At 27.8% G+C, this 26,111-nt stretch carries 20 protein-coding genes; 14 read left to right on the top strand and 6 right to left on the bottom strand.

The genetic code is table 11. The annotated features are described in order from the left end of the window. Nucleotides 1-152: 152 nt before the first annotated feature. Nucleotides 153-1,142, bottom strand: a complete 990-nt coding sequence (locus tag R4K56_RS08150) for a pyridoxal phosphate-dependent aminotransferase (RefSeq protein WP_335758356.1) — start codon at nt 1,140-1,142, stop codon at nt 153-155. 238 nt (nt 1,143-1,380) lie between these two features. Between R4K56_RS08150 and xerD the strand changes: the two genes are divergently transcribed. The 3 genes from xerD (at nt 1,381) to R4K56_RS08135 (ending at nt 6,023) form a co-directional block, all read left to right on the top strand. Beyond that, nucleotides 1,381-2,313, top strand: coding sequence for a site-specific tyrosine recombinase XerD (xerD, locus tag R4K56_RS08145; protein ID WP_335759585.1), 933 nt, complete (start codon nt 1,381-1,383; stop codon nt 2,311-2,313). A 32-nt stretch (nt 2,314-2,345) separates the two neighbouring features. Further along, on the top strand, nt 2,346-4,637 hold the full coding sequence (locus tag R4K56_RS08140) for a hypothetical protein (protein ID WP_335758354.1): 2,292 nt from the start codon (nt 2,346-2,348) through the stop codon (nt 4,635-4,637). 969 nt (nt 4,638-5,606) lie between these two features. Continuing rightward, nucleotides 5,607-6,023, top strand: a complete 417-nt coding sequence (locus tag R4K56_RS08135) for a secondary thiamine-phosphate synthase enzyme YjbQ (protein WP_297298823.1) — start codon at nt 5,607-5,609, stop codon at nt 6,021-6,023. Between the two features lie 193 nt (nt 6,024-6,216). Here the strand turns inward: R4K56_RS08135 and R4K56_RS08130 are convergent, their stop codons facing one another. Continuing rightward, a complete protein-coding gene (locus R4K56_RS08130; RefSeq protein WP_335786900.1) occupies nt 6,217-7,818 on the bottom strand; it encodes a peptide ABC transporter substrate-binding protein in 1,602 nt (533 codons plus the stop codon). Nucleotides 7,819-8,023: 205 nt separating this feature from the next. Between R4K56_RS08130 and R4K56_RS08125 the strand changes: the two genes are divergently transcribed. From R4K56_RS08125 to R4K56_RS08110, 4 genes are all read left to right on the top strand, one after another. Beyond that, nucleotides 8,024-8,785, top strand: coding sequence for an HAD-IIB family hydrolase (locus R4K56_RS08125; protein WP_335773192.1), 762 nt, complete (start codon nt 8,024-8,026; stop codon nt 8,783-8,785). Between the two features lie 1,083 nt (nt 8,786-9,868). Beyond that, entirely contained in the window at nt 9,869-11,260 is a 1,392-nt protein-coding gene (locus R4K56_RS08120; RefSeq protein ID WP_335771865.1) for a hypothetical protein, read from the top strand. Nucleotides 11,261-11,281: 21 nt separating this feature from the next. Continuing rightward, entirely contained in the window at nt 11,282-12,694 is a 1,413-nt protein-coding gene (locus R4K56_RS08115; RefSeq protein WP_335771864.1) for a hypothetical protein, read from the top strand. A gap of 15 nt (nt 12,695-12,709) precedes the next feature. Continuing rightward, nucleotides 12,710-13,207, top strand: coding sequence for a hypothetical protein (locus R4K56_RS08110; protein ID WP_335771863.1), 498 nt, complete (start codon nt 12,710-12,712; stop codon nt 13,205-13,207). Between the two features lie 301 nt (nt 13,208-13,508). Here R4K56_RS08110 and R4K56_RS08105 read toward each other — a convergent pair whose 3' ends face one another. The 3 genes from R4K56_RS08105 to R4K56_RS08095 all read right to left on the bottom strand — a co-directional run bounded on the left by R4K56_RS08105 (nt 13,509) and on the right by R4K56_RS08095 (nt 18,633). After that, complete coding sequence (locus R4K56_RS08105) at nt 13,509-15,224, bottom strand: amidohydrolase (RefSeq protein WP_335771862.1); 1,716 nt, start codon at nt 15,222-15,224, stop codon at nt 13,509-13,511. Between the two features lie 624 nt (nt 15,225-15,848). Further along, a complete protein-coding gene (locus R4K56_RS08100; RefSeq protein WP_335771861.1) occupies nt 15,849-16,145 on the bottom strand; it encodes a DUF2314 domain-containing protein in 297 nt (98 codons plus the stop codon). A gap of 76 nt (nt 16,146-16,221) precedes the next feature. Further along, the gene (locus tag R4K56_RS08095) at nt 16,222-18,633 is read right to left on the bottom strand and encodes a TIGR03960 family B12-binding radical SAM protein (RefSeq protein ID WP_335771860.1); all 2,412 of its coding nucleotides are present in this window, start codon (nt 18,631-18,633) and stop codon (nt 16,222-16,224) included. Nucleotides 18,634-18,796: 163 nt separating this feature from the next. On the opposite strand from R4K56_RS08095, the gene R4K56_RS08090 reads away from it, so the two are divergent. The 7 genes from R4K56_RS08090 to R4K56_RS08060 all read left to right on the top strand — a co-directional run bounded on the left by R4K56_RS08090 (nt 18,797) and on the right by R4K56_RS08060 (nt 24,371). Then, nucleotides 18,797-19,531, top strand: a complete 735-nt coding sequence (locus tag R4K56_RS08090; protein ID WP_335771859.1) for a GntR family transcriptional regulator — start codon at nt 18,797-18,799, stop codon at nt 19,529-19,531. Between the two features lie 173 nt (nt 19,532-19,704). Continuing rightward, a complete protein-coding gene (locus R4K56_RS08085) occupies nt 19,705-20,127 on the top strand; it encodes a PTS sugar transporter subunit IIA (protein ID WP_335771858.1) in 423 nt (140 codons plus the stop codon). 10 nt (nt 20,128-20,137) lie between these two features. Then, nucleotides 20,138-20,611 (top strand): PTS sugar transporter subunit IIB, encoded by a 474-nt coding sequence (locus R4K56_RS08080; RefSeq protein ID WP_335771857.1) that lies wholly within the window; start codon nt 20,138-20,140, stop codon nt 20,609-20,611. A 15-nt stretch (nt 20,612-20,626) separates the two neighbouring features. Further along, entirely contained in the window at nt 20,627-21,409 is a 783-nt protein-coding gene (locus R4K56_RS08075; protein WP_335771856.1) for a PTS mannose/fructose/sorbose/N-acetylgalactosamine transporter subunit IIC, read from the top strand. A gap of 11 nt (nt 21,410-21,420) precedes the next feature. Continuing rightward, complete coding sequence (locus tag R4K56_RS08070) at nt 21,421-22,242, top strand: PTS system mannose/fructose/sorbose family transporter subunit IID (protein WP_335771855.1); 822 nt, start codon at nt 21,421-21,423, stop codon at nt 22,240-22,242. A gap of 25 nt (nt 22,243-22,267) precedes the next feature. Next, on the top strand, nt 22,268-23,332 hold the full coding sequence (locus R4K56_RS08065; protein WP_335771854.1) for an SIS domain-containing protein: 1,065 nt from the start codon (nt 22,268-22,270) through the stop codon (nt 23,330-23,332). A 25-nt stretch (nt 23,333-23,357) separates the two neighbouring features. After that, on the top strand, nt 23,358-24,371 hold the full coding sequence (locus R4K56_RS08060; RefSeq protein ID WP_335771853.1) for an SIS domain-containing protein: 1,014 nt from the start codon (nt 23,358-23,360) through the stop codon (nt 24,369-24,371). 62 nt (nt 24,372-24,433) lie between these two features. Here R4K56_RS08060 and rseP read toward each other — a convergent pair whose 3' ends face one another. Continuing rightward, nucleotides 24,434-25,798 carry an RIP metalloprotease RseP gene (gene rseP / locus R4K56_RS08055; RefSeq protein WP_335771852.1) on the bottom strand — a complete coding sequence of 455 codons (1,365 nt, stop codon included), beginning with the start codon at nt 25,796-25,798 and terminating at the stop codon, nt 24,434-24,436. Nucleotides 25,799-26,111 lie beyond the last annotated feature (313 nt).

Raw genomic sequence — 26,111 nt, 5'->3', positions numbered from 1 at the left:
AAAATAAAAAATATAGATTCATTTGAAATTCAAATTTTATTATATTTTTAATTTAGTTCACCGTGCGTTTAAGAATTTTTTAAATCTGATTAATATTTGTTAGGTAGCTACAATTTAAATGTTATTAAATATAATTAAAAGTTATATATAAGCTATATACTATTATTAATTATTTCCTTTAAAGCATTTACAAATATATTATTTATTTTATGTGTGGATATAGTAACTCTTAAGAAATTAGATAATATACTTTCGCTATCATATTTTTTTACTATTATATTTCTTTTTATTAATTCTTCATAAAGAACATTAGCATTAATATTAACATGTTTTATCAGTAAAAAATTTGCTCTTGATGGAACAACTATAAATCCTTCTTTGCTTAATATAGTATCCAATCTATTTCTTTCCAAAATTATATCGAATGTATTTTTGTATGCGGTGCCTTCATCTTTTATAGCAGCAATGGCAATAGTTTCTGATATTTTATTTATACCATATTTCTGTCTTAATTTTGAAATATTTTCTATATTTTCTGAATTTGATATTATGAAGTTAATATTAAGTCCTGATATAGAATGAGAATGAGCAATTGATCTTATAATAATTAAATTCTTATAATCATTGATTAATCTAATAGAACTTTCTCCTGCAAAATTAATATAAGATTCATCTATTACAAATATTCCTTCATAATGTTTTAAGAATTCTTCAATCTCTTTTATGTTTATGAACATTCCGGTTTCAGCATTAGGATTGCTTGTTATTATAATAGAATTTTTACTTCTTATATTTTTCTTGAGATTAATATTATAATCTTCTCTGGCTTCTATTACATCATAATGCATTTTGTAATATTCTAAAATTTTAGTATATAAATCTCTATAAGGTTCTTCCAAATATATTTTATATTTATCGAAAGAATTTATTATACATGCAAAAGCCTCATACATACCATTTACAGATATAATATTGTCTGTATCTATATTAAGGTATTTAGACATTTCCTCATCTAATTCTTCAGGACTATACTCTGGAAAAAATCTTAGAGAGTCAACATCAAATTTTTCAAGCTCTTTAATAATGTTTTTTGAAGGCTTGTATGGATTTTCGTTTTTGTCTAAAAAAATCACTTTATTCATTTTAGTATTATTACAAAATATATTTTTAATTATATTATTATAATTATCTTAATTTTTTAAAATTAATTTATAATTTTTAAATTATGTTTAGTTAATGTAATATTTTTATTAAGTAATGTATTATGTTTAAATAAATAGTAAATATTGTCGATAATTATGTTAGGTTGACAAGTTACAGACTAACTATTCAAGTCAGCTTATTTTTGTATATTTATCTTAAATTAAGAGGCAGATTTCAATGTCAGTTAAACAGGTATCAGATCAAGAAATATTATCAATGTATTTAAATTATGAAGCAGTAGAGAAAGGTTTATCTTCAAATACACTAGAATCATATAAAAGAGATATTGCAATATATCTTGATTTTTTAGGTAGAAATAAAAAAACAATTTTAAAAGCTACAAGAAAAGATATTGAGAAATTTTTAAGTGAGAGAAAAGAGCAAGGTTCAAAATCAAGAACAGTTGCAAGAAACAAAGTAAGCATAGTTAATCTGTATAAATTTTTGGTAATGGAAAATTATATTTCAAAGAATCCAACAGATAATTTGGAAGTTATACGTTTAAAGAGAGTATTGCCGGAATCGCTTACAACTACAGAGGTAGATGATTTGTTAGCAGTACCTAATGAAAAAACTGACAAGGGATTAAGAGATAAAGCTATATTTGAATTAATGTATTCATCAGGTTTGAGAGTTAGTGAAATTTGTTCTCTTAAAATTGAAGATATTTCATTTGAAGAAAAATGTTTAAAAATAAAAGGGAAAGGCAATAGGGAAAGAATAGTTCCTATTAATGACAGAGCCTTAGATATATTACAAAGATATATTCAAACCAGCAGAGTTATAATGGTAAAAGGTAAAAAGACAAGCGAATTATTTTTGAATTTCAGAGGCGATAAGATTTCAAGAGTAGGCATTTGGAAGATTGTAAAAGAAACAATGAAAAAAAGCGATATAGATAAAAATGTTTACCCTCACACATTAAGACATAGTTTTGCCACACATCTTATACAGCATGGAGCTGATTTAAGATCCGTACAAAGAATGCTAGGCCATTCAGATATTACAACTACAGAAATTTATACCCATGTGGATTCTTCACATTTGAAAAAGCAAATAGCGAAGCACCCTAAACATTCAAAACATGCTAGACAAAATACTAATATATAATAAAATTATAAAAAATTGGAACTAAACAAAAGATGAAAAAAAGTATAATAGCCACTACAATATTGCTGCTAGTATCTATATCATTGGTTGCTTTAACTTTTGGTATAGGAGAAAGATTGACAATAGTCAGTTATAATAATGAAATCAATGATCTTAATGAGCTTAACAAATTAGCTGAAGAATCGGATAAGAGTCATAGAATAGATATGTATAATCCGGATTCTCTTTCTATGGTTGGTTCTAAGCCTATATACGATTATGATTTAGCTGTTGACTTAAATGATATTTATACAGATGAAGAGATTAGTGTTGATTCTGATATAGAGTATATGAGTCAGAATATGCTTTTAAGCGATGATGAGCTTAGCAGTGATATGCCTAATCCTAATGTACTTCCTGCTATGGTGTTTAATGCTAATACTACAGATAAAGCAGCGGATAAACTTAGTGAGGCTATTGATATTGCTATACAAAATTCAAGAAGCAGAGAAGCTCCAAGAGTAGCAATAGATTTATCTAAAATATCAGTATTCAGATATGAACCAGTTGTTATAAATGCTTCAGTTTATACAGAAGATGTTATTAAGAATTTAAGTATATATGTAAGATATAAAAAAGATAAAATAGTAAGAAAAAATGGAGATGAAAGATATCCTATAAATGTATTTAAAGTTGAGAATTCTCAATATAAAGGTACTTATTTACATCCTTTTGGCGGTACTTTGGGAGAATATCAAGCTATAGTTCTTGTTCAAACTAAAAACGGAGTTTATGGATATACTAAAGATTTTACTGTAAAAGGAAGACAATCTCCTTCAGCTAAAGAAACTAAGAAAATTGCTACTTTAGAGTATGCAATAGATTTAACTACTAAAAAAGTACCTAGTGTAGAAACAGGCGAGCTTACCAGTTATGATGCTATATATGACTGGATAAGATACATGAAATGCGATATATTCTGGGCTATAGGCGGACAAACTACAGGTTGGACAGCAGGTATAACTCCAGAAGAACCTTGGGCTAAAGCTATGATTAAGAATATAGAAAACTTAGCAGCAAGTAAAGCTAAAGGCGATGTTGAGCTTGGAGCTTATGTTATGAGTTATTTTGCTGCAGGCGGCGGAGCTAGAAAAGGCGGTTATGATGTTTCTGTAGGTTATAATTCTGCAACACAAAGTTTAGTAGAAAGCAGACATATATCTTTATCAGATCCAAAAAGAGTTCAAGATATTATAGATATATTAAAAAGATATGATGCCAACCCTAATGTATCTTATGTAGGACTTGACTTCATACGTACCGGAGAAGTTGACGGTTATGAAATGGTAGATGAGATGGTAGAGCTTACTGGTGTTTATGTTCCTGCTAGCTGGTCTACTATGAGTAAAGCAGCACGTATGAGATGGCTTGCTGTTAATAGAGGCAGAAAAGAAATAGGTATGAAATGGAGATGGTTCAGAGCTCATAAAGAGTCTTTGATAATAAAAGCTATTAAAGATTCAGGTATTAAGAAAAAATTATGGGCATTTACTTTAGGTTGGAACCATGGACAGGAACATGGTCAAGATCCTTATATGTTCTTTGATGCTGGTATAGATTATGATGCAGTTATGATATATGAAGCTAGCCGTCCACAGCATGTTGGTATGTTAGCAGCTTGGCCTCAATATTTATCAGGTGAGTACAATGTATTAGTTGGCAACATGATAGATAACAGACTTCAGGACGGAAGTTTAAGACCAGAGCTTGAATATATGAGAAGAGTATATGAATCAGAAGCTAAATTCAATAGAAGCAGCAGAATAAGAGGTATATTCTTCCATGACGTATCAAGAATGTTATGGTCAAAATTCAGAGGTGCTGGAAACAGTATAAGAGAATGGGCTAATATAAATGCTTCTATAGTTTCAAGAATAGAAGAAAAATATTCAGAAAACCCATTTAATGTTACTGTAAAATTAGATGAGAGAAACAGAACAGGAGTTCTTACTATAGTTAATAGAACTTCTAAAAAACAAAATGATGTAACTATTAAAACAGATTTAGCTCAGGCATTATCTACTATAGTACTTGATACTGAGAAAGTTGATATTGAAGCTGGTGAATCTGTAGAAATAGGATTTAGATACGCTTACGGCAGAAGCAGATATTCTTCTCTTATGGCTTTCAGAGTAGCTTCTTCTTCAGGTGAGGAAAATGTGGCAGTTGCTTACACTTTACTAAACTCTTTAAGACCTAAACCAAAACAAGAAGAAACTGCAACTTTAGCTAAAGGCGATGATGAAAAGAAAAAAGATGAAGATGAAAAAGTAAAAGATAATTAATAAATATTAATTATTTTATATAGATTGAAAAGAGGAAGCATTGAAAAATGTTTCCTCTTTTTTTGTATTAATGATTTTTAATTAAGTTTATTTAAATATTAATATTTAATAACTATTTTATATATACTGAAAATTTTTAAGTTTGTCATTTTTTTATTCAACTTTTTCCCGCCGCAAAAAGTTGCAAAAAGTGCAATTACATAATTAGTACTAAATCATACTAAAATTGTTTTACATGTAAGATAGGTTATTAATTTAAGCTAAATTATAGTCCTTTTGCTTCTTTGGGTCACCAAAAGAAGTGGGGTGCGGGGCAAAGCCCTGCAGATATTTAAAATTTAAAAAAATTATTTTTGACAAAATATAGTTGTTTAGGTATATACTAAAAATTTTTAAGTTTGTCAACTACTAGCCGTAGTGGCAACCCGCACAATATCGCTTATTCTTACCGAATGTTCTCTATAAGTGTGGCTGATTACTTATTATTATACAAAATAAATAAATCTATATTACATTTAAAATATATTTCTTAAATATTAGATAATCTTTTATTTTATAAAAAAATTTAATTTATATTTATAAAAATGTGAAAATTGACAAAATATATTTGTTTAGGTATATACTGAAAATTTTTAAGTTTGTCATTTTTTTATTCAACTTTTTCCCGCCGCAAAAAGTTGCAAAAAGTGCAAGTTATAAAATTGGTACTAAATCATACTAAAATTGTCTTACATGTAATATAATTTATTAAATTAAAGCCCAATATAGCCTCTCGCGAAGCGTATCCGAGCCTGTCGAGGATATAAGGTTCTTTGACGAAGTCCGCAGAGCGTATGCGGCTGGAAAAAGAACAACAAATATAAAAAATTATCAGCTCGAAAAATAATTGTATAACAGCAATTTTTATCACCGATAATAAATAATAAAATTGTTTCATAATTAAATATAAAAATAATTTGGAGGAGAATAATGAAATCCTATAGAAAAGTATTAGAAATTAATTATCCAAAGAGGAGAGGTTATATCAATATTACTCCTGAAGTTCAGAAATGTTTAGAGGAAAGCGGAATAAAAGAAGGTTTAGTTTTATGCAATGCTATGAATATAACAGCAAGCGTATTTATAAATGATGATGAAAGCGGACTTCATAATGATTTTGAAGTTTGGCTTGAAAAACTAGCTCCGGAAAAACCACATAGTCAGTACAAACATAATGGTTATGAAGATAATGCAGACGCTCATATGAAAAGACAATTAATGGGTAGAGAAGTTGTTGTAGCTATTACAGATGGTAAATTAGATTTCGGAACTTGGGAGCAAATTTTTTATGGCGAGTATGACGGTAAAAGACTTAAAAGAGTATTGATAAAAATAATAGGCGAATGATTTTTATATATTAAAAATTTTTAAGTTCATCAAAAATCATTTATATGTTTTTATTAATAATATTTTGAAATTATTAATAAGTAAGAATTGTATTTATAGTAATAAAAAGATTATTAACTATTATTAGGACATATAAAATTCAAAAAAGGGGTACAGCGATTAAACTATACCCCTAATTATTTTTTATATTTCTCTATTCTCTATATACATAGAAGAATCTATTCATACCCAATTTATCAAAACATACACCCTTTAAATTAGGACGCATTAAAGCTGATGTTGTATGGAAATATAAAGGTATTATAGGCATATCATTCATAAGTACTCTTTCTGCATCATGAAATGCTTTCATTCTTACATTATTATCTCCGCTGTTCATAGCTATATTTATAAGTTTATCATATTCGCTGCTTTTATAACTAGAATGGTTTTGATCGCTGTAGCTTAAAAACATAGCAAGGAAAGTAAGAGGATCATTATAATCTGCAAACCAACTATGCATAGCTATAGCAAAATTTTTATCTACTCTAGTTTGTTGGAATACTGCCCATTCTTCAGCTGAGAAAGTAATATCTATATTTAATACATTTTTCCACATTTGCTGTATAGGTTCAAATATCTCTAAATTACCTCCGCCTTGATTGGATTTAAACTCTATTACTGGGAAATTTTCTCCATTAGGATATCCTGCTTCTGATAATAATTCTTTTGCCTTTTCAACATTTTCTTGATATTTATCTTCGCTTACTTCGTAATAATTACCTCCATTTTCTCTGAAATCTCCATTAACATCTGATATTCCATAAGGTACGAAAGCTCCGGCAGGTATTTGTCCGCCTTTAGTAACGTTCTTTACTATATAATTTCTATCTATAGCTAAAGTTAATGCATCTCTTACTCTAGGATCATTAAGTACTTCATTTGTACAATTTATCATATAAAAATATATACCCAAACTTACATTAGTTTGTATATAACCTTCGCTTTTTAATGTTTCTAATTCTTGTACTGGAGGTGCTCCGCCGTAATCTAAACTTCCGTCTTTAATACTTGCTATTGAAACTGTAGGATTATCCATAAGTATGAATTCTAATTCTTGAGGTACAATAGTTTCTGCATTCCAGTAATTAGTATTTTTTTCTAAAACTAATTTTTCATCTATTTTTCTTTCCTTCATTATGAAAGGGCCATTTCCTATATAAGTTTTAGCATCTCTAGTCCAGCCGTCAGGATTAGCTTCAACTATATCTTTTCTTATAGGAAATAGGGTAGGAAAGGCTGTTAATTCCAAAAAGTATGCAGTAGGTGCTTTCAATGTTACTTCTAATGTTTTATCATCTATAGACTTTATACCCAAATTAGATTTATCCATTTTTCCTTCTGTGATTTCTTTTGCATTCAATACAGGTTCTAATTGATAACTGTATCCGCTTGCTACTAAAGGATCAACTGCTCTTTGCCAAGAATACACAAAATCATCAGCAACAACATCTTTTCCGTCAGACCATTTTGCATTGCTTCTTATATGAAATGTATAAGTAAGTCCGTCTTCGCTTATTTCCCAACTTTCTGCAGCTCCAGGAACTATATTATTATCTTTATCTTTTGTTGTAAGTCCTTCAAATATATGAACTATGTAAGTTCCTCCATCTATTGAAGTGTTTAAAGTTGGGTCTATAGTTTGAGGTTCAGGCCCTATTCTTATTTTGATAGCATTAGATGTGTTTTTCTTACAATTTGTACTAAATAGTAACAAGATAGTAAGTATAACTCCTAATAATAATCTCTTTGACATTTTTATACTCCTATGATTTTTATATAATGTTAATATAGTACAATATATAAATAATTTCAATTCATATAAACAGTAATTAATGATTTTATATCATAAAAAACAATAAAATAATTGCATAATAGTTAATTTAAATTATAATTATTGCGTTATAATTTTTTAATAAATTATAATTATAAAAAATTTTTAAAGATAAAAGAGAGTTGATATGAAATTATTTGCAAGCGATTATGATATGACTATATATATTCATGAAAAAATAGATGACAGTGTTTTCGATGCCATAAAAAAATGGAGAGAGAAAGGAAATATATTTGCAATAGCTACAGGAAGAAATAAATTTTCTATATTTGAACATATTGACAGATATGGTTTGGAATTTGATTATGTTGTAGCCAATAATGGTGCTTTGGTATTCAATAGTAAAAGAGAAATGATATTTGAAGATACTATTAATGATGATATTGCTTATAATGTTATAAATTTCCTATATGAAAATTTTTCCGGTACTGTAGAAGTTGCCAATGATAATTATATTATATCAATAAAATCTAAAGATGGTAATGATATACTTCCTTTCAGAGTTGATAAAAAAATATCTATTAATGATATAAAAACTATAAATCATATTATACAAATAAACAAAATGACTCCTGATGCTAAAGCTACAGAGGAAGTTGCAAATATTATTAATGAAAAATTTGATGATGTTATTGCTTATGGGAATATAAGAACAGTTGATATAGTAAAAAATACTGTTAATAAAGCTAATGGAGTTTCTTTTGTAGAAAATCTTATCAAAAAAGATAATACACTTGAAAAGGTTATAGTAGCAGGCGATTCTAATAATGATATAGATATGATAAAGAAGTATGACGGTTTTGCCCAAATAAATGCAAGAGAAAATGTCAAATCTATAACAAATAAATATTTTAATTTCATTTCTGATATCATATATAAAGAACTTTAATCATTAAAAAAATAATTTAAAAATTTTATAATTAATCTGTATCTATTATTTACTAATAGTTACAGATTTTTATTATGCAAACAAGTTTTATTTACATACCCCGCCCATTATTCTTTATTAAAAACTTTTCAAATTTTAATTTCAATTTCTTTGATTACATAATTAAAAATTTCAGCACCCGCCCAAGTGGGGGAGTAACTTTAAAATGCATTTACCGCACGGTGAACTAAATTAACAATATAATAAAAATTTGAATACAAGTAAATCTATACTTTTTAATTTCATTCTGCGTGCGTTGAATGGATAATAAATTTAAAAAAATTTTGGGCGGGTATTAAAAAACAGATATAGTAAAAAAGAAAAACAATATATAAAATTACCAAAAAAATTTTAAAGCTTAAAGGGCGGGCATCTAAAATAATGCTTTTTTAATTTATTTAATGGTAATTACATAAAATTATCAAAAGTATTTTATATATACAATATTATTTTTTCATATTTCATTCACAGTTATAAAAGAGCAGTTAAAAAATTAGTATGAAATGGTACTAATTTTATGTTGTTGATAAAATTTTATATAAATTTTAATTATATTGATTACCTAATTTACCATGTTTTCTAGTTGAATTATTTAAAAATTTTAGTTTATCTTATGCGTTTTTATTTTATTAGGTGTAAGTTTTTATAATATTTAAATTATATTATGAGAAATGAGAAACCAATAAAATTATAAAAAGTTATAAAAAAACATGATTTTTTATAAAAAATTCAATTTTTTTTAATAAAAAGCAAAAAATTTTAAAAAAAGATGTATTAACTATTGAATAATCGTTTATTTTTGTTAAAATATACACGATATTACCATATTTATATTTATATTTATATTTATATTTATATTTATATTTATATTTATATTTATATTTATATTTATATTTATGTATAATTGCGTATTTTTTAAATTAATAAAACTTTTTTCTAGTATTGCTGAATAATCTTATTTATTCAGCATACATTATGCTATTAATGTTCTTGAATAAGAATTTTAATAAAAAAACAAAAAAAACAATTTTAGGAGATAACTTTATGAAAAAAGTTAGCAAAAAAGTAAAGTTCCTAGCAGCTGTACTAGGTTCTTTATTAATTTCATCATCAGCATTTGCAGTTGATTTAACATTAGACAATTCAGCAGTAAAAAGAGCAACAGCAGGACAATTCTCTACAGACTCAGACAAAGTAAACGCCAAGGATATATTCGACTTAGAAAGATCATTCTTCTCAGCAGGATATTTAGGATCTCTTAGCTCTGATGGAAACGGTACAGCAACTGCTAAAGGTTTGAATAACGGTATACAAGGTTCTTTCGGTGTAGCTTTGCCAGCAGGTATGTATTTGGGTATAGCAGCAGCATATAATCTTAAAGACAAAGCTAATATAACAACAGATAAAGAGGGTAATACAGGTACAGCAATAAACAGATATACAATAGGTTCTACTGGTAATTTCATGGCAGCTTTAAGAATAAACGACATGATAGCAGTACATTATAATTTGAGATTAGGCGATGATGCTAATTCAACAATATTATATAAAGTTGATCATACTAAAAATAAAACAGCTAATAATGATTATAAAACCTATACTCATCAAGCTCATTGGAATCATGAATTAGCAGCAGCAGTAAAATTCGGAGAACACAAATTAACTATACCTGTAAGTGTTGATGTATATGCCAATAATGTAAAACAGAAAGGTAAAATATCTGATGTAGACATTAAGAATGCTGATTATAGTGGTGATGATTATGTAAAATTGAATATCAAGCCTGAGTTTTTCTTAAATCTTCCTGTTGGACCTATGACTGGTATCAATATGGGACTTGATTTTGGAGTTGGTCTTAATAACAATGTAGGTAAAAATGGTACTTTTTATGAACAAAACACTACAGGAACAGTAACTTATGTAAAAAATGAATATAAAACTACAGAAAAAGCTTTACGCATGAATGTAGGTGTTTGGGCTAGCTTCCCTATGGAATGGAGTCTTGCTAATGATCAGGTATCATTGGCTATGGAGCCTAAAATTTCTTTAGACTTTGATATAAATAATTTTGGCGAAAAAAATACAACTGTAAATAATGCAACAACTACTGTTAAATCAAAAAGTAATAATTTACTAATTACTCCTTATGCTGAACTTCCTATAGGTACATTATGGAGACCAGTTGAATGGTATGAATTAAGATTCGGTACAGCTTTAGTAATAGGAAGCACTATAACATTAACTGGCGGAGAAAATGCTAATGGACAAAAAATAGCTGACACTACTAAGTATGACACATATTCTGGTATAGCTGGTTTCTTCGGTATGGGCTTCATAGTAGGAGAAGATTTCAATGTTGATTTATATGCTGAAGTTGCTAAATTGAATTTCTTTAGTATGGACTTCGGCGGTCAATTAACTTACAGATTTAATTAATAATTTTGGAGATAATTAATTATGTTAAAAATTTTTAATAAAATAAAGTTTGTACTATTAGGCTGTGCATTAATTTCAGCTTATGTATTTGCACAAGGCACTGATACTTGGGCATTAGACAATTCAGCGGTAAAAAGAGCAACAGCAGGACAGTTCTCTACAGATTCAGATAAAATAAAATCAAAAGATATATTTGATTTACAAAGATCATTCTTAACAGCTGGATATTTAGGCGGTGGCAGTTTTTCAACTACTGGAAACGGTACAGAAGATGCATTAGCTAATGCAATAGGTAAAATGAATAATAATGCTATACAAGGAGCTTTTGGTATAGCTTTGCCTAATAATATGTATTTAGGTTTTGCAGCAAAATATAAATTCGATGATGGTGCAAATATATCAAAAGATAAAGATAAAAATGTTAGCGGCAACCAATACACAATTAATTCTCAGGCAGCTATGAGAGTGGCTTTTAGAATAAATGAAGTGGCAGCTTTACATTATTATCTTGAATTTAGCCCTAGTGTTAGCGGAAGTCCTTTATATAGTATCGATAAATATATTGATAAAACTCTTAATCATAATTATTCTTATATAAAGAATAATGCAGAATGGAAACATGAAATAGCTGCTTCTATTAAACTTGGCGAGCATAAATTAACTATACCTGTAGGAATAGTTTTCCATGCTAATAATATGAAATATAAAGGAAAAACTGGAGACACAAAGATTGATTATGTAAATTATACAGGAGAAGATTATATATCTTTATATTTGAATCCTGAATTTAATTTAGCATTAGCAGCAGGCCCTATGACAGGCATTACAGTAGGTGCTAATATAGGTTTTGGTGTTAATAATAATTTTGGAGAAAACGGAACTGAGCCAGGTCAAAATATAAAGTATGAATCAAAACAGGGAAAAGACCGTTTTGCTGGAGATTTGTATGTTAGCTTCCCATTAAAATGGAGTTTAGCAGACGACAGAGTTCAGCTTGCTATGGAGCCAAAAGCTTCTTTAGGTGTAGCAGTAACTAATACTGGAAATAGTTATATCAAAGAAGGTAATAATTCTAGCTATGGTGTTGCTGGATATACAAGCGAAGTAAAATTCATTCCTTATGCTGAACTTCCTATAGGTACTACTTGGAGACCTGCTGAATGGTGGGAATTAAGAGCTGGTACTGCTTTGATGATACAGGCAGAAACTACTTGGACAACTACTATACCTTCTAAAGCTGGAAAACCTCAAGAATTAGATGAAGCTAATAAAACTTTGAATACTGATTTTATAACAAGAGCTGGTATAGCAGGATTCTTTGGTATGGGCTTTATAGTAGGTGAAGATTTTAATATTGATTTATTTGCTGAAGTAAGTAAATTAAATATAAGTACTCTTTCCTTCGGCGGTCAATTAACTTACAGATTTAATTAATACTAGGAGAGAAAAATGAATAAAAAATTATTATTAATTTTATCTATATTAATGAGTTTATCATTACTTAGCTGTGCCAAAAGTGTAACTGCTCCAGATAATTCTATTGGAATACCTGGTCAGGAATTAACTAGAACTCAGATAGAAGAAGCTTTCAAAAAACTACCAGCTATTTACATTCAAGCTATATCACCTTCTGGAGATTATGTATATTTTGATTTTAGACAAGGAGAATTCTTGGGTACCTCATATAGACCTAAATGCGAATATAATATAACTTCTCATCCTATGTATGTTGATCAAAATAAAATATTAGAAGAACTAAAAAATAATCTAACTTATACTACTGGTGATATAAATTTTATTCCAAATTCTAATTGGGAAAGTACCACTGCTGGTTATGGATCACGCGAATTAACTGTTACAATAAGTTCTGTACTTTTTACAGTACCTAAAGATTATAAAACAATAACTATATGGCTTGATCCTATAGGAAATATTTTTTGGCAGTAAATTATTATAGATATATGATTTACTAATGTAGATATTATATAAAAATATCCCGTAAAAATACCCTGCTTTATTTAATAGATAAGGCGGGGTATTTATTTATCATTTAAATATTGACTTTATACCATATCAGGGTATAATTAAATTAATAATAAGGAGGTGTATATATGTGAGGAATAGCTTGTATAATCGGGTTGATTATAGCGGCAGTAGTAAGTTTATTTGATAAGTTAAAAGGAAATAAAGAATAACCCCGTTCATTATTCTAAATAATAAACGGGGCTTTTAATGATTAATTTTATTTTTAAGCTGCTTCGTAAACTAATTTTCCGTCAGAGTAAGTTTTTAATACTTTAGTTTTTGTTATATCTAGAGGATTTATTTCAAGTATATTATTATCTAATATAATAAAATCTGCTTTCTTTCCTACTTTTATGGAACCTAAACTTTCTTCAGCAAAATTTTGATAAGCTCCATTAATAGTGGCACAGTCCATCATCTGTTCAACGCTTACTATTTGATCTGCTCCAAGTAATGTATCACCTTCTCCTTGTAAATTCATTCTTGTAGAAGCGAACTGTATTGCATCTAAAGGTTTAGGTGATATTGTTACAGGATAATCGCTTGCAACTGATACCACACAGCCAGCATCAAATAAGTCTTTCATAGGATATTCTTTATTAGCTCTTTCTTCTCCTAAATAAGGAACTTCTAATTCATAAAAATATCCTTTTTCTTTAAAGAACCAATATGGATTTGTAACTGCAACTATATTTAATTCTCCCATTCTTTTTATATCATCTTTATTAACTAATTGTAAATGAGTTATAGCATGTCTTTTATTAGTTTCGCCTGTAGTATTTTTTAAATATTCAAATGCATCTATAACCTGTCTAGTAGCTGCATCTCCTATAGAATGTACATGTATTTGTAAACCTAGTTTTTGAGCATTAAGATATACGTCATTTAAAGAATCTTGTTCCCAAAGTTTATAACCTTTAAATCCTTTGTCTGATGCATAATCATCAAGTAAATAAGCTGTTTTACCTTCTACTACACCATCAGCAAATATTTTCAAAGTTGTCATTTTGAATTTATTTCCGTTTACATCTTTTCTAAGCTGAGATATTTTATCAAATTTTTCTTTAGGGTCATCTGTATTATATAAGCTGTAGCCAACAAAGAAATTTAATTTTAATTCATTATTCTTATCAAGTTCATTTAAAGCTGTAAAAAAATTATCAGAAGGCCCAACTGTATTAATACCAGGTTCAAAAACAGATGTTATTCCATATGATAATACTTCATCTTGATATGCCAGTATTGCATTTTTATATTCATCTACTCCGAAATCTGGAATTTTTTGAGTAATTAAATCTGCTGCTTTTTCTCTGAATGTTCCAGTAGGTTCTTTAGTTACAGGGTCTCTTTCTATAACTCCGCCTTCAACATCTGGAGTATCGGCATTAACTCCTGCTATTTCCATTGCTTTTGAATTAACCCATACAGCATGACCATCTTCAGAAGTCATAACTATAGGTATTTCTGATGTTATACTATCGAGTACATCTTTTGTAGGGCCGGTTACAGGAGCATATCCATTATTCCAGCCTCTTCCTCTTAATACAGTTACATTTTTATTTTTTTCATAGAAATCTCTGATATTATTAGCATAATCATCTACGGATTTACCTGAATATAACTGCACTTGATATAATTTTAAAAGACCGCCTTTAGCTGTGTGAGCATGGGCTTCAAAAAAACTAGGCATTGCCATACCGTTTTCTAAATTAATAACTTCGGTATTATCACCTATAAACGCTTTTACCCCTTCTTCGTCCCCAACATATTGGTATACTCCGTTTTTTACCGCAATTGCAGATACTATTTTTTGATCTGCCTCAGATGTATATATTGTTCCGGTTATTACTGTATCAGCATAATTATTTGATTTACTGCAACAGGTAACAATAAAAGAGGAAATTAGTAAAATGATTGGTAATAATGTTTTTTTGTTCACTTTTTGTAAACTCCTTTAAAAAATTTTTTTTAAAATAGGACATTAATTTTATAGTAATTTTCATCTATTGACAATAATAATTCTACAAATAATATTACTATTACTAAAAAAATTATTATTTTTTATATTCTTATATTACAAATTATACATTTTACGCACGCAGAATGAAGCTATAGATATGAATTTATTCATAATTCAAATTTTATTATATTATTCATTTTGTTCACCGTGCGTTAAAGAGATTTTAAATCTAATAAAAACTTGGGCGGGTGTTATAAATTCTTATCAAGTTTTAGAGACAATTAATATTAAAATTCAAAATATAGTGATAAAGAATAAAGGGCGGGGTATGTAATAAAAGTTTAATTACATTTGCCCACCCTATATATTTAAAATTTTTTTATGATGTTTCTGTATAATTTTTCTTTTTTAATTTCAATTGTTATTTTAGCTACCACCAATATTTTTTTAAATTTATATTCTATTTACCATTTATACAAACTATAAGATATAAAATTAAAATATTTTTTACTCTGCATGCTGTAGGCAGTAACTTTGAAGAGGTCCGCAGAGTGTGGGTAGTGGGAAAAAGTTGATAACATATGTATAAATATACATTTTTAATTAATATATATCAATAATATTTTCTATTTTAAAAACTATTTCATCACCATATTTTACACTTTCAATATAGTAAGGATAATTGTCTAATATACCAATGAAATTGTCTTTATTTATTTTTATGATTTTTACCCACATTCTCTCAGGCATTGTTTCAGGATTATCATTTTCTTCAACAAAAATTAATTTAACTAAATCATTAACTTTTAAAGATTCAATTTCTTTTTTTGAAGGTATTTCAAAAGTATTAGGATATTCTTTGTTTAATTCAAATGCATTTTCTAAATAATATTTGTTCATGATAATCCACCTATATATTGGAATTATTATATTAGTAATTGATATACTGTTATATAAAAAACTACAAAATAAACAATTAAACCAAATCTAACTTTCTAATATTTTTTATATTGATATTATTCTTTGAAAGATAGCTTTTTATGTCGCGTACCCTTATAGCCTTTTGCTCACTCTCTAAAAGTGTTATGAGTAAATCATCGCCTTTCTTTATAGCTAAATAATCACCTTTTCTCTCCTCGCTTGTTCTTAAATCTTCCTTGTTTGATAATATTTTTAATGCTTCTTCATCATTGTCAGTTTCTATCTTGTAAATAGTGTTCTTTGGAAGAGCTTGAATATTTTTAGCATTTAAAGGAGTGGATACTGCATTAATTATTTCAATGCCTATATGAGAAAGTAAATTGTTTATTTTGTTTTTTAATAAGTCTATGTCTATAGAATCAGTTAAACTTATTTCCATGTACTCTGCTTCACTCTCGCATGCAAATGGAGTAGGTGGAGTGAACACAACTTTTTCTAATGGGTGAAAACCTTTACTTAATGCTATGCTTGCACCTGCAATCTTTAAAGCACAAATCATAACTCTTGATAAATCATGCATTCCTAAAAGTGATGATATGCCTTCTTTTTTGAATTTCATTAATACTTTATAATTTACAGCGAATATATCTCTTTTCTTTAAAGTTTTTAATTCTTCAACCATTTGAGTGAAGTTTGTATTTAAAACTTCTTTTTTGTATTTATGGCAGTATTTTTTATAATCTATGCCGCAGTTCTGACAATTTCCCGTAAAGCAGTAATCTGTAAATTTTCCATTTTGAAATCTTTCGTATTCTTTATCAAAAAATGTTTGACTTACAAGAGTATCAATACATTTCCAAGGCATATTTATTTTCTTGCTTAATAATTCTTTTATTGTGTATCCGCTTTCTTCTATTACTTCTTTCCAAACATCGTATTTAAAATATTCTACCCATGCATCAAATCTGGCACCTTTCTTATATGCTTTATAAATGATATCCCCGATTTTTTCATCGCCTCTTGAAATTATTCCTTCAATTTCTGCCATTCTAGGAGGGTGATATTTTATAGCTGCTTTAGTTCCTCTGAAATGATCGCGTACCTTTCCTATATAAGTAATTGCTTCTTCATCTGTAAGCTGATTATTATTTTCTAAAGGTGTATGAGGCTTTGGAATAAATACATTGATAGCGGCATTTATTTTTACTTTATTTTTTGATACCTTTATCATTTTCTCAAGGGCTTCTATTATTTCATCTGCTTCTTTATCTGGATTATCAGTGAATCCTATCATAAAATAAATTTTTACTATTTTCCAGCCCATTTTTTGAACATCTGCAAGTATATTGTATATAGCATCTTCGTCCATTGATTTGTTGATTTTTTCTCTTAATTCATGGCTTCCAACTTCCAATGCAAATGTTAAACCTGTTTTTCTAAATTGTGCTATTCTGTCTGCTGTGTCCTTATCGAATGAATCTATTCTTAATGAAGGCAGAGAAAGAGAAAATCCTTTATGCTCTCCTAATGTCTGTAAATATTCTATTAATTCTCCAATATGAGGATAATCATCAGCAGAAAGAGAAAATAAATTTAAAGTATTAGCTCCAGTTGCCTCAAGTGATTCCATTGCTATATCAACTATCTTTTCTATAGTGCGGTTTCTTACTGGTCTATAAGTAATACCAGCCAAACAGAATCTGCAGCTATGAGTACAGCCTCTAGCTATTTCAACGGATATTCTATTTTGAATGCCTTCAACAAGAGGCACTAAAGGTTTCTTCACATAAGGCATTTCATTAATATTTTCAACGAATATTCTTTTTACATGCTCTCTTGGGTATTTCGGAACATAAGCGTATTCAAGTTTTGAAAGCTCTTTTAAAATATCATCTCTTTTAGCTCCATTTTTTTTGAGATTATAAATTATATCTACAAAGTTTTTCATCTCAAAATCAAACTCACCGAATAAAAACACATCAATAAAATCAGCCAAAGGGAATGGATTAAATACGCTTGGCCCGCCTGCAGCTATTATAGGTACATCATCTCCTCTTTCATCTCTATGTATAGGTATTTGGCTTAATTCGAGTACTTGCAGTATATTTGTATATATAAGCTCATACTGCAAAGTAAATCCCAAAACATCAGCGTCTTTTACTCTGCTGAAAGTTTCCAAAGTATAAAGAGGTATATTCCTTTCTCTTAAAAGTTTTTCAAAGTCTTCAGCTACTGCATAAACTCTTTCACAGGAAGCATATTCTATAGAGTTAATAACCTCATAAAGTATAGAAAGCCCTAAATTGCTAATTGCTATTTCGTACATATCCGCAAAGCACATAACGAATTTAAAAGGCATATCAGGTTTTATTATAGCATTTATTTCACCGCCTAAATATCTAGTAGGCTTTATTATATCTTCACTTTTAACAAGTTCTAGTATTTCATTTTTTAAATTTTCACTCATTATTTTTTATAATCCCGATTATTATTTTGAATTATTATATAGTAAAGTTTAGTATAATACAAATAGTCATTAACAAAATATAAATTATATTTTATATAATTTAGTTTTGAATTGTTAAATATTTTTTTTTTATATATAATATATTAATAATAGGAGTTTTAGCATGAAAGTAGATATGTTTGCTGATAAAATGACGCCATTATATATACAAGTGAAAAATTTTATAAAAGAAGAATACGTAAATAAATTAGAACATGGTGATAACATTCCTACAGAATTGGAACTTATGGAACATTTTAATGTGAGCAGAATTACTGTAAGAAAAGCTGTTAATGAATTAATAAAAGAACAAGTTTTAGTAAAAAGACAAGGTAAGGGCACATTTGTAATCAGACAAAAAATAGAAAAAAAAATTGTTATAAATAGTATGAGAAATAAACCAGTAGCTCTTAGTGATTTATTTACTTCTTCTGGTCATATAGTTACATCAAAAATTATAAATATATCATTATCAAATGCAGATAAAGATATGCAGTCGTATTTAATGTTAGATGAATCTGATAAGGTAATTGTAATTGATAGAATTAGAACAATAGATAATATACCTATGTATGAAAAAAATTATTTATCATATAATAAATATCCGTTTTTACTTGATGGAAAATTTGAATCAGATTCTTTGTATAAAACTTTAAATAAAAATAATGTATTTCCAGCATATGTTGTCAGATGGTATTTAGAGGCAGATATAGCAGGAAATATTGGTAAATTATTATCAGTTAAATATGGAGAGCCATTATTAATTCAGAAAGTTATAGTTGCTGAAAATGAAAATAATATGATTCATTTTACCGAACAATATTTTATAGCCAGTAAATTTAAATTCATTTTAGAATAACTCATCGTTAATTATATATATTAAAAAATACATTGTTTAGCTAAATTATTTATTTGAATTTATTTAAAATTTAAATTTGTTTTTATTGACAAATGCCTTATTTTTTATTATAATAGATTATATAACATTATATAACGTTATATAATGTTATATAATCTATATTAGGAGATATTATGTTTAGGCAGTTTTTAATTATATCTCATGGAGAAATGAGCACTGGAATGAAATCTACAATTACGATGCTTTTGGGTAATAATTTTAATTTAGATACAATAGCTGCTTATTTAGATGGTGAGGAAACAGATATTAATTCAAAAATAAAAGGGTATTTAGAAAAGTTAGGTTCGGATGATGAATTAATAATTTTTACAGATATTTTTGGCGGCAGTGTTAATAATGAATCCATGAAACATATTAATGATAAAAGAGTAAGGATAGTATCGGGAATAAATATACCTGTTGTATTAGAAATTTTATCAAATAGTAATAGCGATTCATCTATAGACAATATAATAAGGGAAGCTATATCAGAGGCAAAAGAGTCTATAATATTTTGCAATGATTTAGATTTAAAATTAGATAATGACGATTTTTAAGGAGTTTTTTATGGTAAAACAAGTTAGAGTAGACCATAGACTTTTACATGGGCAAGTTGCTGTTGCTTGGTTACAATCTTTAGATATAGATTGTATTTTAATAGCAAATGATAATGTTGTTAATGATGATATCACTAAAACAACATTAAAGCTAGCTAAGCCCAATAACTGTAAATTAGTTTTTAAGACAGTAGATGATTCTATAAAAGCTATTAATGATGGTGTTACAGACAATTATAAGTTATTTATAATATTTGAAAATATTACGGATGCACTAAAAGTTACAAGAAATACAAATGTTATAAAGAGCATTAATTTAGGTGGAACAAAGCATCCTGATAATTCCAAAAGGCTTTCTAAATCTGTATCAGTAACACCAGATGAGCAGGAGGATATTAGAAAAATAATATCAGAATATCCTAATTTAGAAATAGAGATTAGAGCCTTGCCAAATGATCAGAAAATAATTTTAAAAGAAATTTAATTAAAGGAGTTAAAAATGTTGAGTACATCAATATCTTTAGGTCTGTTAGGTTTTTTTATAATGGTCGTAGAAAAAGGCCTTACAGGAACCTCTATGTTTATGAGACCTATAGTTGTAGGAGCATTAACTGGTATATTAATGGGTGATATTCCTACAGGAGTTATTATTGGAGGTACATTAGAATTAGTATTTTTAGGAAATGTATCTATAGGAGCTTCTTTACCTCCTGAACTTATAACTGGTACAGTATTAGCCACTGCCTTTTCTATAGATCAAGGTACAGGAGTAGAAAATGCTGTTACTTTAGGACTTCCAATAGCAACTTTAATGGTTCTTATACAAAATGCTATATTTGTTTTTGTATATCCGTTAGTAATAAAGGTGGCGGATAAATTTGCTGAAAATGGAGAAGCTGATAAGCTAAGCCACTTACAATTTATTACTGGATTTTTTACTAGAGCTTTACCAATAGGATTGGTTATAGGTGTTTCTTATTATTTTGGAAGCGGTGCTGTTACTTCAGTATTAAATGCTATTCCTAATTTTGTTAAAGAAGGTATGAGAATATCTACAGGAATTATGCCTGCATTAGGTTTTGCTGTTTTACTTAGAATGATGCTTAACAAAAGCGTAGCTGTATTTTATATATTAGGATTTATTTTGGCAGCATATTTAAAACTTCCTTCTTTGGCTATATCAATATTAGGTGTAATTTTAGCTATTATAATAGTTACTAATAGGAATCAGCTAAAAACTAATACAGGAAGTTCTTCTGCAGATGAAGATGATGATTTTTAAGGATTTGAATTATGGAAAATAATAATAATAAAAAAATAACTAAAAAAGATTTAATATTAATGTTTTTCCGTTCTATGCCATTAGAGTGGACTTGGAATTTTGTTAGGCAGCAGCATATGGGATTTAGCTTTGCATTAATTCCAATATTAAAAAAACTTTATGGGGATAATAAGGAAAAATTAAAAAAAGCTTTAACTACACATCTTGAATTTTTTAATACTACACAAGCAGTTTCTACTTTTATAATGGGAGTTACAGTTGCATTAGAGGAGGAAAAAGCCAATAAAGGTGAAGAAGATTATACAACAATTCGTTCTGTAAAAACTGCTTTAATGGGACCTTTAGCTGGAATAGGTGATGCTGTGGTTATGGTTACTTTAAGAACAATTGCTACTAGTATTGCGGCTGGTTTTTGTCTTAAAGGAAGTATAATAGGACCTATTTTATTTTTATTAGTTTTTAATATACCGCATTATATTATTAGATATGTTGGTACATTCTTGGGATATAATATGGGAATTAATGTACTAAAGAAAGCCAATGAAACAGGAATTATGACATCTATAAATTATGCCATAGCTATAGTCGGTTTAATGGTAATAGGTGGAATGACAGCTGATTATGTTAGTATTAATGTAGGATTTAATATAGGTGCTGCTGAAAATCCAATAACTATACAAAATATATTAGACAGTATAATGCCTAAAATTGCCCCTTTAGGTATAACATTATTGATATATTATTTATTAGGAAAACATATATCTATTAATTGGCTTCTTATAGGTATAATATTGATTGGTATATTGGGAGCATTTTTTGGAGTATTGATATAAATGAATATTGTAGCGGAGATAAAAAATGATTAATATGTTTACTTATGTGAAAGAAGAACAAGATGTGTGTATGAATATTCTTGTGAATAGAAAAAGTATTCTTAAAGATTTTTTGGATTCATATAGTATTGATAAGCCTGAAAAAATAGTAGTTTTTACTACAGGATCTTCTTTGAATGCATTTTTATGTTCCAAATTATATATGGAAAAAATTTTAAACGTTGAAATAGAATATAAAAATCCTTCAGAGTTTGTTTCTTATTCAAATAAATGCAATGATGATAATGTTTATTATTTTGGAATATCTCAAACTGGAAGGAGTTCTTCCACAATAGATGCAGTGAAAAAAGTTAATAATTTTGAAAAGTCTTTTGCAGTTACTTGCTTTGATGATTCTTCATTAGCCAAAGTGTGTAAACATTTTATAAAAATAGATTGCGGTGAAGAAAAAATAGGTTTTGTTACTAAAGGTATGCTTTCTACTTCATTAACTTTAATGTTATTAGCATTAGAATTGGGGTTAATGAATTCAAATATTGATTTAGAAACATACAATAAAGAATTAAAGAAAATAGAAGAAGCTATATCAAATATTAATGAAGTTATAAATAGTTCTATTTCTTGGGTTGAAAATAATAAAGAAGAATTAATAAATGCTAAAAGATTAATTTTAGTTTCTTATGGTAGCTGCTTAGGGGTTGCTTCAGAAGGAGAGACTAAATTTACAGAAACTATTAGAGTTCCTGCATCATTTTTTGAAATGGAAGATTTTTTGCACGGGCCATGTTATGAACTTAGAGATGATTCTTCTATTGTAATTTATTTATCCTCAAATAATGAGATATTAAATAATAGAATAATTTCAATTATGCATTATTTGGATAAGTATGCAAAGAAAAGTTATTATTTTGGATATTCAGAAGGAAATAATCATTTAATTTTACCTAAAATAGATGAATATTTATCACCTATTTTATATTTAATTCCTATACAATATATTGCTTACAAGATTACAGAGTATAAAGGTATAGATTTAAATGTAAAAATGTTTCCGGATATGGATGAAAAACTTGGAAGAAAGACTTTATAAAATAAAAATTAAAGGAGAGTATAGCATGTTAAATTTTGATGAAGAAAATTATAGAAATATGTTAAAAGATGGTATTGCATTATCTGATTCTATTATAGAAATAGCAGATAAAATTGAAAAAGAAGGTTATGACAATATATTTTTATATGGTGTAGGAGGCTCATTATCTATAATGAAAGGTGTTGCAAATATAATGAGTCAAATATCAACAAAAATAAACTTTTATGCTGAAAGTGCTTCTTTTGTTGGAGTACTTAATAACAAAAGATTAACTGAAAAATCTTGTGTTATTATGGTTTCAAAGTCAGGAGATACAAAAGAAACTTTAGCAGCTGCAAAATTATTAAAAGAAAAAAATATTAGGATATTTTCTATAGTTGGAAAATCACCTTCTCCGATATCAGAACTATCATATTGTCATGTTGTTAATACTCAAAAAGTAGGATCTGAATTAATGTATATTATGCTATTAACTTTTTGTTTAAGATTAGCATATAATAAAAAAGAATATGATCTTTATCCTGAATTCATTAAGGATCTATCTAAAGTGCCTGATGAATTAATTAATGCTAAGAAAAAATTTGATCCTATAGCAGAAAAATTAGCTAAAAAATATTATAATAGTGATTATCAGTTATGGATTGGTACAGGTAATATTGCAAATGAAATATATTTATTCGCTATGTGTATTTTAGAAGAAATGCTTTGGATAAAGACAAAATCTATAACTTCAGAAGAATTTTTCCATGGTACATTAGAAATAGTTGAAAAAGATACTTTTGTAGGTTTGATAAAAAATATGGATAGTACAAGAGTACTAGATGAAAGGGTAGAAAAATTTGTAAGCCAAGTTACAGATAACTTATTTGTTTTGGATTTATATGATTATATTTCTAATACAATTAATAAAGAATTTTATTCTATATTATCACCTATATTTATGGCAACATTATGTTCAGATAGAATTGCTAATCATTTTTCTAAGGAAAAGGGTCATGATTTAAATATAAGAAGATACTACAGAAAACTAGAGTATTAAATTTTATATCTTAAAAAAGAGGATTATTATTTATTCTTATAATAATCCTCTTTAAATTTTCATTATCTGAATAATTGTGTTATATCATTTATAGTTATGAATATAGCCAAAGTTATTAAGAAAGCAGCACCTACAGCCTGTATCTTAGTTAAAACTTTTCTGTCTATAGGTCTTCTCATTATAAGCTCTATAAATGAAAATACTATCATTCCTCCATCTACTACAGGAAGAGGAAGAAGATTCATAAGGAAAAGTATTAAACTTATAGTAGCAGTAAATGAAAGTATAGTTCTAAGTCTGTATTCTACATCAACAGAAATAACTTGTGAAGAAATCTGTATTATTCTAACAGGGCCGCCTAAATTTTCACGTACTGATAATTTTCCAGTGAAAAGAAGTTTAAGTCCATTTATATATGATACTATATAGTTTCCTGTTTCTTTGAAAGCCTCTGGTATAGATTTTGGGAAAGGTGTTCCGGCAACTCTTTCTACTCTCATAGGAGTGCTTTCAAATTCTACACCTAAACTTCCGTAAGTTCCCATTGATTTTGAAGCTACAGGTTTTGGTATAGCCTCTCTTGTAATTTCTTCTCCATTTCTGATAAGTGTTATATTTATCTTTTGAGAAGCATTTTCCATAACTATAGGTCTGAAATCTGCTATATTATTTGCACTAATGCCGTTTATAGCTATGATTTTGTCTCCAGCCATAAGTCCAGCCTCTGAAGCAGCAGAATCAGCAACTACATTTTTGATTATAAGATCATCGCCGAAATATAATCCTAATACTCTCTCTCCGCTTAATGCCTTTAACATTTCTACAGAAGGTATAGTTACATTTAAAGTTTCTCCGCCTCTGTTTAATGTGAATGTTATAGCTTCAGCTGCCTTTTGTACAGCCTCATCATTTATTGTTTTTAGTATATCATTATCAGATTCTACTTTTATTCCATTTATAGCAGTGATAGTATCGCCGCTTTGTATACCGTATTCATAAGCTAAAGTCATGCCAGATTTTGCATGCATATATTTTCCGTCTCTGAATACTGATACAGTAGGGGAATATAAATCTATTTTTGAAGGAAGTGATACTAATATTGTAAGCAAAAGAAATGCAAACAAATAATTGAAAAATGGTCCTGCAAAATAAACTATTATTCTTTTTAAAGGAGACATATTTAAAAAATCTCCTTCTTCTACATTGCCGTCTTCAGAAATTTCACCTTTAAATTTACAGTATCCGCCAAAAGGTATAGCTGAAAATCTGAAATCTATTCCTTTAATTTCCTTTTTAAAAAGTATAGGACCAAAACCAATAGAAAAAGCTTCAGCCTTTATTCCAACTGCTAAGCCAGCAAGTAAATGCCCCATTTCATGAACAAATACAAGTACGCTTAATAGTATAATCGCACCTATCCAACTCAATTTGAACCTCCTAATAAATTATGATAGATTTTATAATATATTTTTTCTTATTAAGAATAATTACTAATTAGTATATATTAATATAAATTTATTTCAATATAATTTACCCAAAATAATAAGAAATATATTATATTATTTTTTTTTAATTTACAATAGATTTACATTCATTATTTTTAAATATAACAAACATATTTACAAAAAATATCAAATTTGCTAGATTTTGTATTATGAAAAGATCAATAATAATATTTTATCAATTATCAGTTTATTTATATTTGGCTGTAATTATCAGGTATTGAATCCTAATAATTAA

The organism is Brachyspira pulli (genome assembly GCF_036997785.1).
GTDB classification, from domain to species: domain Bacteria; phylum Spirochaetota; class Brachyspiria; order Brachyspirales; family Brachyspiraceae; genus Brachyspira; species Brachyspira pulli.
Note: the sequence above shows the minus strand (reverse complement) of the source record. Positions and strands in the feature narration are given on the sequence as shown.

What these genes read in the sequence shown, in the direction of transcription:
- R4K56_RS08150 (WP_335758356.1), bottom strand. Translation starts at nt 1,142, where the DNA reads ATGAATAAAGTGATTTTTTTAGACAAAAACGAAAATCCATACAAGCCT.
- xerD (WP_335759585.1), top strand. Translation starts at nt 1,381, where the DNA reads ATGTCAGTTAAACAGGTATCAGATCAAGAAATATTATCAATGTATTTA.
- R4K56_RS08140 (WP_335758354.1), top strand. Translation starts at nt 2,346, where the DNA reads ATGAAAAAAAGTATAATAGCCACTACAATATTGCTGCTAGTATCTATA.
- R4K56_RS08135 (WP_297298823.1), top strand. Translation starts at nt 5,607, where the DNA reads ATGAAATCCTATAGAAAAGTATTAGAAATTAATTATCCAAAGAGGAGA.
- R4K56_RS08130 (WP_335786900.1), bottom strand. Translation starts at nt 7,818, where the DNA reads ATGTCAAAGAGATTATTATTAGGAGTTATACTTACTATCTTGTTACTA.
- R4K56_RS08125 (WP_335773192.1), top strand. Translation starts at nt 8,024, where the DNA reads ATGAAATTATTTGCAAGCGATTATGATATGACTATATATATTCATGAA.
- R4K56_RS08120 (WP_335771865.1), top strand. Translation starts at nt 9,869, where the DNA reads ATGAAAAAAGTTAGCAAAAAAGTAAAGTTCCTAGCAGCTGTACTAGGT.
- R4K56_RS08115 (WP_335771864.1), top strand. Translation starts at nt 11,282, where the DNA reads ATGTTAAAAATTTTTAATAAAATAAAGTTTGTACTATTAGGCTGTGCA.
- R4K56_RS08110 (WP_335771863.1), top strand. Translation starts at nt 12,710, where the DNA reads ATGAATAAAAAATTATTATTAATTTTATCTATATTAATGAGTTTATCA.
- R4K56_RS08100 (WP_335771861.1), bottom strand. Translation starts at nt 16,145, where the DNA reads ATGAACAAATATTATTTAGAAAATGCATTTGAATTAAACAAAGAATAT.
- R4K56_RS08095 (WP_335771860.1), bottom strand. Translation starts at nt 18,633, where the DNA reads ATGAGTGAAAATTTAAAAAATGAAATACTAGAACTTGTTAAAAGTGAA.
- R4K56_RS08090 (WP_335771859.1), top strand. Translation starts at nt 18,797, where the DNA reads ATGAAAGTAGATATGTTTGCTGATAAAATGACGCCATTATATATACAA.
- R4K56_RS08085 (WP_335771858.1), top strand. Translation starts at nt 19,705, where the DNA reads ATGTTTAGGCAGTTTTTAATTATATCTCATGGAGAAATGAGCACTGGA.
- R4K56_RS08080 (WP_335771857.1), top strand. Translation starts at nt 20,138, where the DNA reads ATGGTAAAACAAGTTAGAGTAGACCATAGACTTTTACATGGGCAAGTT.
- R4K56_RS08075 (WP_335771856.1), top strand. Translation starts at nt 20,627, where the DNA reads ATGTTGAGTACATCAATATCTTTAGGTCTGTTAGGTTTTTTTATAATG.
- R4K56_RS08070 (WP_335771855.1), top strand. Translation starts at nt 21,421, where the DNA reads ATGGAAAATAATAATAATAAAAAAATAACTAAAAAAGATTTAATATTA.
- R4K56_RS08065 (WP_335771854.1), top strand. Translation starts at nt 22,268, where the DNA reads ATGATTAATATGTTTACTTATGTGAAAGAAGAACAAGATGTGTGTATG.
- R4K56_RS08060 (WP_335771853.1), top strand. Translation starts at nt 23,358, where the DNA reads ATGTTAAATTTTGATGAAGAAAATTATAGAAATATGTTAAAAGATGGT.